10 protein-coding genes are annotated in these 14,623 nt (G+C 33.8%); 9 read left to right on the top strand and 1 reads right to left on the bottom strand.

What is annotated here, in order from left to right:
• Positions 1-28: 28 nt before the first annotated feature.
• From P2W75_RS12330 to P2W75_RS12290, 9 genes are all read left to right on the top strand, one after another.
• Entirely contained in the window at positions 29-1,939 is a 1,911-nt protein-coding gene (locus P2W75_RS12330; RefSeq protein ID WP_276380694.1) for a LysM peptidoglycan-binding domain-containing protein, read from the top strand.
• Positions 1,940-2,034: 95 nt separating this feature from the next.
• On the top strand, positions 2,035-4,140 hold the full coding sequence (locus P2W75_RS12325) for a LysM peptidoglycan-binding domain-containing protein (protein WP_276380693.1): 2,106 nt from the start codon (positions 2,035-2,037) through the stop codon (positions 4,138-4,140).
• Positions 4,140-4,541: an OsmC family protein gene (locus P2W75_RS12320; protein WP_276380692.1), complete on the top strand. Its 402-nt coding sequence runs from the start codon at positions 4,140-4,142 to the stop codon at positions 4,539-4,541. The genes P2W75_RS12325 and P2W75_RS12320 overlap by 1 nt, the downstream gene beginning before the upstream one ends.
• A 345-nt stretch (positions 4,542-4,886) precedes the next feature.
• Positions 4,887-6,815 carry a glucosamine-6-phosphate deaminase gene (nagB, locus tag P2W75_RS12315; RefSeq protein ID WP_276380691.1) on the top strand — a complete coding sequence of 643 codons (1,929 nt, stop codon included), beginning with the start codon at positions 4,887-4,889 and terminating at the stop codon, positions 6,813-6,815.
• Positions 6,816-7,126: 311 nt separating this feature from the next.
• Positions 7,127-7,357, top strand: coding sequence for a DUF3820 family protein (locus P2W75_RS12310; protein WP_276380690.1), 231 nt, complete (start codon positions 7,127-7,129; stop codon positions 7,355-7,357).
• Between the two features lie 216 nt (positions 7,358-7,573).
• Positions 7,574-9,187, top strand: coding sequence for a CTP synthase (locus P2W75_RS12305; protein WP_276380689.1), 1,614 nt, complete (start codon positions 7,574-7,576; stop codon positions 9,185-9,187).
• Between the two features lie 76 nt (positions 9,188-9,263).
• Complete coding sequence (gene yidC, locus P2W75_RS12300) at positions 9,264-11,177, top strand: membrane protein insertase YidC (RefSeq protein ID WP_276380688.1); 1,914 nt, start codon at positions 9,264-9,266, stop codon at positions 11,175-11,177.
• Between the two features lie 143 nt (positions 11,178-11,320).
• On the top strand, positions 11,321-12,037 hold the full coding sequence (locus P2W75_RS12295; RefSeq protein ID WP_276380687.1) for a toxin-antitoxin system YwqK family antitoxin: 717 nt from the start codon (positions 11,321-11,323) through the stop codon (positions 12,035-12,037).
• A gap of 116 nt (positions 12,038-12,153) precedes the next feature.
• Positions 12,154-12,711, top strand: coding sequence for a DUF4956 domain-containing protein (locus P2W75_RS12290; RefSeq protein WP_207297048.1), 558 nt, complete (start codon positions 12,154-12,156; stop codon positions 12,709-12,711).
• On the opposite strand, the gene P2W75_RS12285 is transcribed toward P2W75_RS12290, so the two are convergent.
• Complete coding sequence (locus P2W75_RS12285) at positions 12,712-14,589, bottom strand: PEP/pyruvate-binding domain-containing protein (RefSeq protein WP_276380686.1); 1,878 nt, start codon at positions 14,587-14,589, stop codon at positions 12,712-12,714. It lies immediately after the preceding gene.
• Positions 14,590-14,623: the final 34 nt, after the last annotated feature.

Genomic DNA, 14,623 nt, shown 5'->3' with positions numbered 1-14,623 from the left:
GGCCTTAATTTTTTATAACCTACTATTTATGAGAGAACTTTTAACGATTTCTCTTGTGTTTATTTTGTCTTTTAACAAAATAGCTGCGCAAGATTCAATTATTGAACATACAATTCAAAAAGGAGAAACCGCTTATTTTATTGCCCAGAAATACAAGGTTTCTATTGACGAGATTTACAAACTCAACCCAGAATCTCAAAACGGAATCAAAGACAATCAAATTATAAAGATTCCAGTTCATTCCTCAGAAAATACAAATTTAAAGCAGCAAACCCATATTGTTGCGCCAAAAGAAACACTCTTTGGTTTGTCTAAACAATATAATGTTTCGGTTGAAGCTATTCAAAATGCCAATCAGGCTGTTCTTGTAAACGGACTTCAAATCGGACAAGAATTAATTATTCCCATTATTGTAAATTCATCTAAAACGGAAAATGCAGCTCCTTCAAAAACGACACATCACGTTGTAGCAAAAGAATCCTTGTTCAGCATTGCTAGAGAATACAATGTTTCGGTTCAGGATTTAGAAAGCCTCAATAAAGATATCTTGGTAAATGGCTTACAGATTGGTCAGACAATTACCATCCCAAATAAACGAAAAACAGTAGACGGAAGAGTTCGTGTAATCAATCAAGAAACGGTCTTTCATGTTGTAGAACCAAAAGAAACTAAATTTTCGATTGCTAAGAAATACGGAATTTCAATTGATCAATTGGAATCGCAAAACCCTGAAATCGTAAACGGATTGATTGTTGGAAACAAGTTGGCCATCAATACTACAGCAATAAAACCAGCAAACGAAAGCGAAGAATTAATGCTGGCTCTAGCCGAAAAACAAGTTGTAGTTGAAAAAACAAAAGCCAAAACGGTTGAAATTGAAGATTTAAAAGACCGACTTGTGGTTCAAAAAGAAATGAACCAGAAAATTATAAAGATTAACGATTTGAAAGTGAATCTGAATGATATGAATGGTTCAAAAGAAAATTCGGTTGAAAAATTACGTTTGGTTTTAGAAGCCAATAAAAATGTTCAGGACATTTTAATGGCAAAATTAGATTCATTGGTAAATGCCATGAACAGCGATTTGAAAGAATTAAAACGCATGGATATCTTGAATGTAGATGAATCTAAACGTTTAGAAAAACTTTCTTATGAAAGCATCGGTAAAACAAGTTATTTGTCTTCTCAGCTAAAAAAAGAATTGGCAGAAAACAGAAAAGTGTATGCTGGTTTAATGAATAAAGTAGAAAAAATAGCTGTAGAAGAAAACCAGGAGTACAAGAAAAAAGTCCGCGAAAGCGAAAAAAATAATAACGTAACCTCGTTACAACAGCGACTTTCGTTAGAAGAAATTAAACGTTATAAAATAGATCAGGAAAAAGGCGACGCTCAAAACCAGCTTTTAATTGCCAAGATAGATTCTTTAGATACTCAAAAACAAATTGAAGTAAAACGTCACATCAGTAAGGCTTCTTATTATAGTATGGAAGCCCGGAAATTTAATGATAAACTGGCTTTGGTAAAACTAAAAAAATACCAAGGCGAAGCCATTAAAAAGCAAAATAAACCAGTTTCTGAAGAAATTTCAAAAGCAATTTCGATAGAAGAAATGCGCAAAGAGTTGAAAGAAAACCCATTTAAAAATGAAAAAAATATAAAGATTGAAGTTTATGATAATCTTAAAGAAGTTTCGAATGGCTATTACTTAGTTTTGGGTATATTTACAGATTCAATGATGAGAGATAAGTTAATTATGAAACTCATTGATTCAGGCGATTTTAATGCTAGTTTTTTCTTCAATGTAAACAGTCTTTCGTATTATGTTTACGCAGATAAGTTCGAAAACATAGAAGAACTTTTGTACCAATGCAAGAAAAAAGAAGAAGATGAGTTATATAAGAACATTATTATTGCTAAGTTAGATGTCGATCTTCGATAATATTTTTGAAGAGTAAACAAATGGCGTGAATCTTGTATAAGAGGAAGTATTAACTTGTGAATTGAATTAAAAATTAAATTGTTTTAAGCCATATTATGAAATATTTTTCAACATTAGTATTCTTTGTTTTTTTTGTAACCTGCTCTGCTTTTTCACAGGGGAAAGTAGTTAAATACACTGTTTCGAGTGGTGAAACAATCAATCAGATTGCTCAAAAATTCAAAGTTACCCCTTATGATATTTACGAATTAAATCCTGATGCAAGAAGCGGCATAAAACCTAATACTGTTTTATTGATTCCGTCAACAACTAATAAAGGTGTGGATAAAAAAGAAACAGCTGCGGTAAAATCAGCAGGTAATTCAAAAGAAATAATTCATGAAGTGCAGCCAAAAGAAACATTTTGGAGCATCGAACATAAATATGGTATTTCAGATGAAGCCTTAAAAGCAGCAAATCCGTTTTTAGAAAAAGATGGCATTCAAACAGGACAGAAATTAGTGATTCCTGCAAAAGGAAGCATGCCAAAAACAGCTGTAACAGTTGATAAAAAACCGAAAGAAAGTGGATCTGAAAAATATGTTTTTCATGATGTTCAGCCAAAAGAAACCAAATTCGGTATTGCTAAACAGTATAATATGTCTGTTGAAGAATTAGAAAAACGTAATCCGGATATTGTTTCAGGTCTGCCTGTTGGATATAGACTGACTATTAAAGGTAAAGCGCCAAAAACAGAAACAACAACAACGGCAAAAACTGAAGAACCTAAAAAAACTGCTGAGACTTCTAAAAAAGCAGTTAGTTATATGGAATATCAAGTTAAGCCCAAAGAAACTTTTTATAGTTTAGGACGCGTTTTTCATCTAACACAAGATGAACTAATCGCTTTAAATCCTTCACTTTCTGAAGGAGTAAAAGAAGGAATGGTTTTGAAAGTTCCTGCTGGATATGTAGCACCGCAGCCAATCGTAACGCCACAAGAAAAACCATCTGAAACGATAGCGACTAAAGAAGTTGAAAAACCTGCTGAAAAATCATATGAAAATACTGGTGGCGGTATTAAAATTGTAGATAAAGTAAAATCAGAAACCGTTTCTATTGATCCTGAAATTGTAGAGCTGACTAAAAAAAGAGGTCAGATTGATCGTAAAAAAGTTGTTTTATTACTGCCATTTAATTTAGCAAAATTACAAAGCGATACAACTGGAATGGCTGCCCGATTAAAAACAGATAAGTTTTTAAATATGACCCTTGATTTTTATTCTGGAGCAATGATGGCGATTGATTCGGCTAAAACATTGAAACTGCCAATTGATGTTTCGATTTATGATTCTCAGGAAACGAAAACAACTTCTAATGTTTCAAGTTTAATTGCTCAGAATAAATTACAAAATGCGGATGCCGTTATCGGACCATTTTATCAAAATAATGCTGAAGCGACAGCGAATTCACTTCGTTTGTTTAATGTTCCCGTAATTTCTCCATTGTCTAAAGATGTTGCAAATCCTATTGATAACTTGTATCAAACGATTCCGTCTAATGATGTGGTTCGAAATGCAATTTTTGATTACATGAGATCTAAAAACGGAAATATTGTAGCTGTTGTAGATAAGAAAAAAGAATCCGTTATCAGTTATATCAAGCAAAACCAAAGAGGAGTTGTTTTTGCATCTTTAACAGAAACTGGTGCTTTAGATGCTGCTAATCTAAAAAGTTTGCTGCTGCCTAATAGAATGAATTATGTGGTAATGGAAACTGGAAATACAGCTATGATTAAAACGGTGATTAAAGCTTTAATAGATGCTCAGAAAACCTGTCAGGTACAGTTGGTGATTCTAGAACAAAACAGCACATTAGATACAGATGAAATTAGTTTTAACAATCTGGTAAAATTAAAATTGATGTATCCTTCAGTTACACGTGACAGCGATGAACAATCGGCATCGATCTTTAAGAAAGAATACAAGCTGAAAAATAAAACGTATCCAAATACTTACGCAACCAGAGGTTTTGATGTTACTTTTGATACAATGATGCGTTTGGTTCAAGGAAAAACATATCAAGAAACAACAGATTTAATGACTACGCAGCAAGTAGATAATAAATTTCAGTTTTATAAAAAAGAAGATGGAGGGCATGCCAATAAAGGCGTCTACATTTTATATTACGATTCAGACTTAACTTTAAAAGTAGCAAATTAATGACATCAAAAGTAACCTATTTAGGCGATTTAAGAACGAAATCAGTTCATGTGCAGTCAGGAAGCGAAATCGTTTCGGATGCGCCTTTAGATAATAACGGAAAAGGAGAAGCTTTTTCTCCAACAGATACAGTTGCTAATGCATTGGCTAGCTGCATGATGACCGTAATGGGAATTAAAGCTCGAGATATTGAAGTAGACTTCGTTGGTTCTACTGCAGAAGTAACCAAAATCATGAATGCAGAACCTCGTCGTATTGGCGCAATTGAAATTGTTTTTGAAATGAAAAGCAATGCAGATCAAAAGGCAAGAACAATCTTAGAACGTGTAGCCATGACCTGTCCGGTGTTTTTGAGTTTAAGTTCAGAAATTGAAAAAAAGATTAGTTTTAACTGGAATTAATACTTACAAAAAGAAAAGCCATACATGATTGTATGGCTTTTCTTTTTGTAACACATTCAATACAATTCAAACGAATATTAACAAAATATTCATATCGAATTTGGGAAATTACTAATAAATTGAATTATCTTTGCTTTGCAAAAAATACGCATTTCTATGCAAAAATAATGCAGTATATCAAAGCGAAATGAGATTCAGTTTTGATAGATAATTTTATCTTTATAGGAAAGATAAAAAATAATATTCTGCTTAAAATCAATAATTTATACTCGTATCGCATATAAAGGTTTTATCTTTATAAGATGAAATACGCATATCAGCTAATAGAATAAAAAAAACTATATCATGTTAAAAAGTAAAATAGACAAAGCGACAGGATTTGAAAAACGCTTCGAAAACATCAATACGGTTGTATTTGAAAATTCGGGTGAGGCATCAAAAGCTGTTGCGCAGGAAATTGCCGCTTTAATCCAGTCAAAACAAAAAGAAAACAAACCGTGTATTTTAGGTCTGGCAACAGGATCTTCTCCGAAAGGACTCTATGCCGAACTGGTGCGCCTTCACAAAGAAGAAGGTCTTAGTTTTAAAAACGTAATCAGTTTTAATCTGGACGAATACTATCCGATGGAGCCGAACTCAATCAACAGCTACGTGCGTTTTATGAAAGAGCTTCTGTTTGACCACGTCGATATTTTACCTGAAAACTGCCATATCCCGGACGGACTTTTAACCAAAGAACAGATCGCAGATTACTGCCATGAATACGAAGCCAAAATCGAAGAACTGGGCGGAATCGATCTGCAGATTCTGGGAATCGGAGGAAACGGGCACATTGGTTTTAATGAATCGGGATCGCTCCAGAACTCAAAAACACGTCTGGTGGCTCTGGACCATATCACAAGAGTGGCAGCAAGCAAAGATTTCTTTGGATTGAACAATACGCCGAGAACGGCAATCACACTCGGCGTGAAAAAAATCATGGAAGCGAAAAGAGTGATTTTACTGGCCTGGGGAGAAGGAAAGGCGAATATTGTTAAAAGATCAGTTGAAGATGAAGTAACGAACAGAGTTCCGGCTTCATTTTTACAGGAACATGATAATGCTGTTTTTATTCTGGATAAAGAAGCTTCTTCAAAACTTACCAGAATCAACAAACCGTGGCTGGTGGAGAAAATTGTGTGGACAGATAAACTGACCAGAAAAGCGGTTTTAGGTCTGGCATTAGACCTTAAAAAACCAATTTTAATGCTTACCGATGCTGATTATATCGAAAACGGAATGAGCGACCTGCTGGCAGATTCAGGTCCGGCTTACGATATCAATATCAAAATATTCAACAAACTGCAGAATACCATTACGGGCTGGCCGGGCGGAAAACCCAATGCAGATGATACCAACCGTCCGGAAAGAGCAGAACCGGCAAAAAAACGTGTCCTGATCTTCAGCCCGCATCCAGATGATGATATTATCAGCATGGGAGGAACCTTTATGCGTCTGCAGGAGCAGGGGCATGAAGTGCATGTTGCGTACCAGACCTCCGGAAATATTGCAGTTGCCGATGATGAAGCGCTCCGTTTTGCCAGATTTGTGATTGACTACAATGAAAAATTCGGAATTAAAAGCGAGGAAGCCGACAGCATCTACAAAAAAGCGCAGACTTTCCTTGAAAACAAAAAGAACAGCGAGATTGATATTCCTGAAGTCCGCTATATAAAAGGACTGATCAGAAAAGGAGAGGCAAGGGCAACGAGCCATTTTGTGGGGCTTCCGGACGAGCAGATCCATTTTATGGAACTTCCTTTTTATGAAACCGGAACTATTGAGAAGAAACCAATCGGACAGGAAGATATCCAGATTACGATGGATCTGATTGAAAAAATCAAACCGCACCAGATTTATGCGGCAGGCGATTTAGCAGATCCGCACGGCACGCATAAGGTATGCCTTGACGCGATTTTTGAATCGGTTAAAAACCTGAAACCGAAAGCATTCATGAATGACTGCTGGCTGTGGCTGTACAGAGGCGCATGGCAGGAATGGGGGATTGACGAAGTGGAAATGGCAGTTCCGATGAGTCCCGACCAGGTTCTGGCGAAACGCCACGGAATCTTCAAACACCAGTCGCAGAAAGACGGTGTTGTTTTCCAGGGAACTGACTCTAGAGAGTTCTGGCAGAGAGCCGAAGACAGAAACCGCGAAACCGCTGAATTGTACCACCAATTAGGTTTAGCGACTTATGCGGCAATGGAAGCATTTGTGAGATGGCATTACTAAGAAGGTTCTAAGGCGCTGAGGGGCAAAGGTGCAAAGGTTTCTAATCTTTGTGTGAATCTTTGGCTTTATGTGAATTTATAATCTTAAGCAAAAATTTGAAGCAGGAAAAGAGAATTGAATAAGTTCTTTTTTCCTGCTTCTTTTTGTTTAGATGCTAAGTCACTGAGATAGTGATATGCTAAGTTTTTAATCTGATAATTTTTTATTCCTAATAGCTATTGGGAGTGGCAAAAGGAAAAATAAGTGATAATTTTGCATGAAGAAAGGCGTGAAGTCTTTATTCTTTCATCTAGTATATTTCTTCTAAAAAAATGGATCAAGACAAAAAACAACTTATAAAATTAGCACACGCCAAAATGCCTTTCGGGAAATACGAAGGGCGATATTTAATTGATTTACCGGAATATTATGTTGTTTGGTATCATAGTAAAGGATTTCCAAAAGGAGAATTAGGACAGCAATTGCAACTTATTTATGAATTGAAACTAAATGGTTTAGAAGAATTGATCAGAAATATAAAGAAGCAGTATCCAAAGCCTTAAAATAATTAGATAATGGAAATTTAGAAAATTAGATAATGTTTTAGAGAGATAACATTAAAATGTTGCTTTAAAGTGAATTTAATTCATTGTTTTCTAATTATAACTTATCTATTTCTTAAATTTTTTAATTGGTAAATTTTCTAATTAGCAAATTGTCTAATTAAATTTGTACTTTTGCCAAGTTTTTTACACAACTACTTACAAACAAACAACAGAATGAATCAAACAAAATATATTTTTGTTACAGGAGGTGTGACCTCTTCATTAGGAAAAGGGATTATCGCGGCATCTTTGGCAAAATTGTTACAAGGAAGAGGATACCGTACAACTATTCAGAAATTTGATCCATACATTAACGTAGATCCGGGGACACTAAACCCGTATGAACACGGAGAATGTTATGTAACAGATGATGGAGCTGAAACTGACTTAGACTTAGGACACTATGAGCGTTTCTTAAACGTTCCTACTTCTCAGGCTAATAACGTTACGACAGGAAGAGTTTATCTTTCAGTTATTGAAAAAGAAAGAAGAGGAGAATTTTTAGGAAAAACGGTTCAAGTTGTTCCTCATATCACAAACGAAATCAAAGACAGAATGCAATTGCTGGGAAAATCTGGCGATTATGATATTGTTATTACTGAAATTGGTGGAACTGTTGGTGATATCGAATCGCTACCTTATATAGAATCTGTTCGTCAGTTAGTTTGGGAATTGGGCGAAAACAACGGAATTGTGATTCACTTGACATTAGTTCCATATTTGGCTGCTGCAGGTGAACTAAAAACAAAACCAACACAGCACTCTGTTAAAACATTAATGGAGAGCGGTATTAAAGCCGATATTTTGGTTTGTAGAACAGAGCACGAATTGTCTCAGGAATTACGCCAGAAATTAGCTTTATTCTGTAATGTGAAGAAAGAAGCAGTTATTCAATCTATTGATGCTTCTACAATATATGAAGTTCCAAATTTAATGCTTGAAGAAGGATTAGATGTTGTGGCTTTAAAGAAATTAGATCTTCCTAAGAAAGCATCTCCAGATCTTAAAACTTGGAATACGTTCTTAAAAAGATTAAAAAGTCCAAAACAAACTGTAAACATTGGTTTGGTTGGGAAATATGTAGAAATGCAGGATTGTTACAAATCTATTTTAGAGGCGTTCATTCATGCAGGTGCTGCAAACGAAACGAAAGTAAACGTGATTTCTATTCACTCAGAGCACATCAATACTGATAATGTTGAAGAAAAATTAGGTTCTCTTGATGGAGTTTTAGTTGCTCCAGGTTTTGGAGAAAGAGGAATTGAAGGAAAAATAGAAGCAGTGCGTTTTGTGCGTGAAAACAACATTCCTTTCTTCGGAATTTGTTTAGGAATGCAGATGTCTGTTATCGAATATTCTAGAAATATTTTAGGGTATGCAGAAGCGAATTCTACTGAGATGAACGAGAAAACCACTCATCCAGTAGTAAGTTTAATGGAAGAGCAGAAAAACATAACGGATAAAGGTGGAACAATGCGTTTAGGTGCTTGGAAATGTGATATTAAACCAAATACTTTAGCATACAAAATTTACGGAGAGAAAACAATCTCTGAGCGTCACCGCCACCGTTACGAATACAATAATAAATATGCTGATGAATTGCAGAAAGCAGGTTTAAAAGCTTCTGGAGTAAATCCAGATACAGGATTGGTAGAAATTGTAGAATTAGAGAATCACCCATTTTTTATTGGAGTACAATACCATCCTGAATACAAAAGTACCGTTGCCAATCCGCACCCAATTTTTGTAAACTTTGTGGCTGCAGCTGTAAACGCACATAAAAAATAATAATTCATTCTAAGAGGTGTAACATTTAAATTAAACGAATACTAATAACCTCAAACGAATAACTTTTTTTAAAATAATGGAAGAAAAAAAATTAGATCTCAATTCGATCATTGGTTTTGTATTGATATTTGGACTTTTGATTTGGATTATGTACCAAAATCAACCGTCTGAAAAAGAAATCGCTGCTGAAAAAGCCAAGAAAGAATTAGTAGCTAAACAAGAAGCTCAAGCGAAAGCTGATAAGGCAAAAACTACATCATTACCAGCTGCTGCTGTAACTCCTGGAGATACAGTGCAATTGGCGCAATTGCAAAAAACATTAGGTGGTTTCGCTTATTCTGCGACACTTCCTTCTGCAAAAGAATCTTTTACGACTATTGAAAACGAAAAGATCAAACTTAAAATTGCTAATAAAGGTGGGTACATTGTTGAAGCAACTTTAAAAGAATTTGAGAAATTTAGAAAAGGATCAAAACAATTAGTAGAGTTGATTAAAGACAACAATTCTAATTTAAACCTTCAGTTACAAACTACTGATAATAGAACTTTAAATTCGAAAGATTTGTTTTTTGAACCTACATTAGAAAAAGTAGGAGCCGATCAAGTTTTATCTATGCGTTTAAAAGCAGGTGTTAACGAATTTTTAGAATACAAATACATTTTAAAACCAAATGATTACTTAGTTGGTTTTGATATTCGTTCTCAAGGATTAAACCGAGTTCTAAATTCTTCTAAACCAGTAAATTTACAGTGGGATTTAAAAACGTACAGAAACGAAAAAAGTGTTTCGTATGAAAACCGTTATGCTGAAATTTATTATAACTATGAAGATGGAAAAGAAAGTTATGTAGGTCAAGGAGACCACAAAGAAGAAAATCCTGAAAAAGTAGATTATATCGCTTTCAAACAGCATTTCTTTGCTACCATCCTTCAAACGAATACTGCTTTTGCAAAAGCTGATTTAGTATCTCAGAATTTAGTAAAAGACGAAAAAATTGATACTGTTTTCACCAAACAATTTAATGCTACAGTTCCTTTAGCTTTTACAAATGGTGAAATCGATTATAAAATGAACTGGTATTTTGGACCAGCAGATTACAAAGTATTAAAATCTTACGATAAAGATTTCCAAAAAATTATCCCACTAGGATGGGGAATCTTTGGTTGGATCAACAAATTAATTTTCGTTCCGTTATTTGGATTCTTAAGTTCAACAATTGGATTGTCTTTAGGAATTGCGATTATTATTTTTACCATTATTATCAAATTGGCTATGTCGCCAATTACCTATAAATCATTCCTGTCTCAGGCTAAAATGAAAGTTTTAAGACCTGATATTAATGAGTTGGGCGAAAAATACAAAAAAGACCCAATGAAAAAACAGCAGGAAACTATGAAACTGTACAACAAAGCAGGAGTAAACCCAATGGCAGGATGTATTCCAGCATTGATCCAGCTTCCTTTTATGTACGCTTCGTTTCAGTTTTTCCCTGCTGCATTTGAACTAAGACAAAAAGGCTTCCTTTGGGCAGATGATTTATCTTCTTTTGACTCAGTTGTAAAATTACCTTTCCATATTCCATTGTATGGAGATCACATTAGTTTGTTCCCAATTTTGGCAGCAATTGCGATTTTCTTCTACATGAAAATGACTTCAGGAGATCAGCAAATGGCAGCTCCACAGCAGGAAGGTATGCCGGATATGGCGAAAATGATGAAAATCATGATCTACGTATCACCGTTGATGATGTTAATTTTCTTCAACAGCTATGGAGCAGGATTGAGTTTGTACAACTTTATTTCAAACTTAATTACAATCGGAATTATGTTTGTAATTAAAAATTATATTGTAGACAGTGAAAAAATTCACGCTCAAATTCAAGAAAACAAACAGAGAGAGCCTAAAAAACCAAGCAAATTCCAACAACGTCTTCAAGAAGTGATGGAACAGCAGGAAGCGGCTAAAAAAGCTCAAAATAAAAAGAAATAAAAACTTAAAAAATCCCGTTTTATCGGGATTTTTTTTTGAAGAAACTTTTGTGATATAAAAGTAAAATCAAAATTTTAACTTTGGTGATAGTATTGTATACTTTCTGAAGCTAAATTTCGTTAAAGTTTAAAATTGATTAAAACATGACTTCTAAAAGAATTTTAATAGTATTGGCATTCATAAATGTCTTTTTAGTAAATGCTCAGACAGAGTTTAATAAAGTAGATGCTGATGGTAAAAAGGATGGTGTCTGGAAAGGATTTTACGAATCAAAACGTCCAAGATATGAAGGAACTTTTAGTCATGGAAAAGAGACCGGAATATTCAAGTTTTTTGATGATACTAAAAAAGGCGATGTAATTGCAACACGTGATTTTACAGCAAATGATGGCAGTTCGTACACAATTTTTTACGATCAGAGTAAAAATAAAGTAAGTGAAGGAAAAGAAATTGGAAAAGACAGAGAAGGGGAATGGAAATATTATCATAAGGCTTCTAAAGTTCTAATGATTTCTGAAAATTATAAAAAAGGAAAACTTGACGGCCCGAGAACTGTTTATTATCCTAATGCTAAAGTTGCTGAAGAAATGACTTATGTTAATGGCTCAAGAGAGGGAACCTATAAAAAAATGGGTCAGAATGGTACGCCTTTAGAATTAACCACTTATAAAAACAACGAATTTAACGGCGATGCTGTTTTTTATGATGCCGATGGTGCTGTAGCTTCGAAAGGAAAGTTTGTAAACGGAAAAAAAGCTGGAATATGGCAATTTTATACTAAAGGCAAATTAACCAAAGAAGTTAACATGAGCGATCCGAAAAGCAGTTACCAAGCCGATTCAAAACCTAAAAATAAATAGGCGGATATAAAAGAAACAATTTCCAGCCACGAATTCACGAATTTATTTAAATATAAAAGATTCGTGAATTCGTGGCTGATTTTTTTTAAATTTGAACTCAATTATACTTTGATTGAATGGATTTAAACGAACTTGTCGGACGATTTTTATTATTGTTTTTTTCGATTTTGGTTTTGTATTTTTTCTCCAACAGAAAAGACAATGAAACCATAAATCCGTTAATGGTTATTGTTGGATTGTGTACTTTTTCGCTTTGCTATTTGTTCACCAAAATCGAAATTGGCGTTGGCATTGGATTTGGTTTGTTTGCGATATTTTCAATCCTGAGATTTAGAACACAATCCTTTACCGTAAATGCCATTATTTTTCTTTTTGCAACCATTACACTTTCTATTCTCGATATTATGTATCCGTTTGAGAAAATAGAATTACTGCTCTTTTTTCAAATTATAATCATTGGTTTTTACATTGCAGCTTCGGTGATTGTAAATAAAAAAGCCTCAAAATATTTAAATACTGTTGATGTCAAAATAGCCCTGTCAAACGGTTTTTCCTTAGATCATAAAACCATTAGAAAAAACATTCAGGAAAAAATTAATATTGATGACTTTGAATTCAAGATTGTACTGATAAACACCGTTTCCAATGAAATAGATGTATTGGTTTTTTATTGATTAGTCATTAAATGGACGAACCTGTTTGATATACAAATCACGACTTTCTCCCACAATTTTAAATTCAATATCTACTGGATGAAATGCGTTTTTTCGCCAGTAACGATACATTTTTTCTTCAATTTTCTTGCTGACCATAAAAAGATGGCTCATTTCGGTTCTGCTTAATAATGGCTCATTGTTATTAAGATTAGAATTGGAAGTATAATCCACATCAAAATCTTCGTCGCTCGTTCCTGAGTTAAAGTGATACGCTACAAACTGCTCGCAGACTTCTCCTTTTTCAGGTTTTACAACTGAATTCTCACCCTTTTGAATGTTGACCGTAATTCCAGGAAAGTTTTGTCTGAATATATTCTTGGTAATAATAACGCCATTGGCCAGTTCATCAGGAAAAGAACGATGAACCAAAACGCCCATCGCAATATTATGCTGGTCAATGCCGTAAATTTCTCTTTCATTATAAGAAGCTTCATTCCATACACTTGCCCAGACTTGTTTAATTGCTTTTTCAAATGTTTTGATGCTGTCGCCCATAATTCCGGTTTTAGAATCGTATAATCCAGCACCATTAAAATCATCTAAATCTTCGGCATTTGTAGAAGATCGAAATCTGAAATTTTTAAACTTAGCATTTTTAAATTCGAGATTTAACTTCGAAATTAATTCTGGATCAATAGATTCTTTTTTAATAGCGTCACGAATTTTTTTCAGCTGATTGTTTATCCAAGCAATCGAATCTTTCTTGGGAAAAGCCAAAAGTTCCTGTATTAAAGGTGAAATCGATTTTTTCTGAATGTGTTTGGTATAATAATAAAACGGAATCGCATGTGCGTTTTCTGGAACTTTAAAAGGAATTTCTTTTGAAACTGCTATTAAATACGCCATATTCTGCGCTTTCGATCCAATATAATTAACCCCTTTTTTAGGAATTTTAGACAAATCGACCAAATTGGTAATAGTGGTATCGATTGTTAATTTTTTCTTTTTGGAATTTGTTTTCAGTGCTATGTTCTTAGTACTTTCTTTAATGAAAAATGTATCAACTTCGATTTTTAATTCCACTTTTTTAGAAAGAAATCGGCTGATATTTTGATCCGTAAAAGCTTTTGTATATGCCATAATTGGAATTTTTCTGTTTTTACCTAAAAGCACTAAATGACTTAAAGGTGTCTGCAGTTCAGTCACAATAATTCCACGGACATTTGGAAGGATATCTGGTGTTCCGTCAAGAATTACAATTTCATCAGGATTGGGTTTAGTTTTTTCTAAATCATTGATTTTGTATTGCTTTAAGATGCCAACATTTGTTCCGCCTACAACTTCCTGATATTTTAATTCATTAAAAATATAATCTGATTTGACACACGGAATTTTAAACTTTTCCAATCGGAACCATTCCATTTTTTCGGGATTGTTCAAATAGAACTTTAAATTATCTCCAATAAAAGTGGATTTTTTAACGAGGTAAAAAAAGCGTTCAATCAATTCAATAGGCATGTAATCTGAAGCTGCCAGTTCGAAAATCCATTTATCAGTTCCTTTAATATGATTAAGGTTTCCAAGAAGAAAATCACGATTTTTCTCTGTATTACTGTAATTTTCATTATTAAAAACTTCTAAATCATGATTGTAATGCAGATAATTTGTAACAAAATCATAATGAAGCGAAATCAATGTACTGTTGAAGTAATACATTTTTTGTTTTCTTAAATCATAAATCACTTTTACAGATTCAATATTCGAAAATTTATCCGATAAAGGCTTGCCTCTAAATGCTTTATACGCTTCGTAATCAGCTAATGATGACGAATATCGCTGTGCACTTACCGACAGTAAAGTGAAAAATAGAAATAAACTGTAAATGTATTTTTTCATAATACTTTATTTGAATATTAAAAGTAAGTATTTA

The organism is Flavobacterium sp. H4147, assembly GCF_029360735.1.
Taxonomy (GTDB): Bacteria; Bacteroidota; Bacteroidia; order Flavobacteriales; family Flavobacteriaceae; genus Flavobacterium; species Flavobacterium endoglycinae.
This window is presented reverse-complemented; position numbering and strand designations above follow the sequence as displayed.

What these genes read in the sequence shown, in the direction of transcription:
- P2W75_RS12330 (WP_276380694.1), top strand. Translation starts at nt 29, where the DNA reads ATGAGAGAACTTTTAACGATTTCTCTTGTGTTTATTTTGTCTTTTAAC.
- P2W75_RS12325 (WP_276380693.1), top strand. Translation starts at nt 2,035, where the DNA reads ATGAAATATTTTTCAACATTAGTATTCTTTGTTTTTTTTGTAACCTGC.
- P2W75_RS12320 (WP_276380692.1), top strand. Translation starts at nt 4,140, where the DNA reads ATGACATCAAAAGTAACCTATTTAGGCGATTTAAGAACGAAATCAGTT.
- nagB (WP_276380691.1), top strand. Translation starts at nt 4,887, where the DNA reads ATGTTAAAAAGTAAAATAGACAAAGCGACAGGATTTGAAAAACGCTTC.
- P2W75_RS12310 (WP_276380690.1), top strand. Translation starts at nt 7,127, where the DNA reads ATGGATCAAGACAAAAAACAACTTATAAAATTAGCACACGCCAAAATG.
- P2W75_RS12305 (WP_276380689.1), top strand. Translation starts at nt 7,574, where the DNA reads ATGAATCAAACAAAATATATTTTTGTTACAGGAGGTGTGACCTCTTCA.
- yidC (WP_276380688.1), top strand. Translation starts at nt 9,264, where the DNA reads ATGGAAGAAAAAAAATTAGATCTCAATTCGATCATTGGTTTTGTATTG.
- P2W75_RS12295 (WP_276380687.1), top strand. Translation starts at nt 11,321, where the DNA reads ATGACTTCTAAAAGAATTTTAATAGTATTGGCATTCATAAATGTCTTT.
- P2W75_RS12290 (WP_207297048.1), top strand. Translation starts at nt 12,154, where the DNA reads ATGGATTTAAACGAACTTGTCGGACGATTTTTATTATTGTTTTTTTCG.
- P2W75_RS12285 (WP_276380686.1), bottom strand. Translation starts at nt 14,589, where the DNA reads ATGAAAAAATACATTTACAGTTTATTTCTATTTTTCACTTTACTGTCG.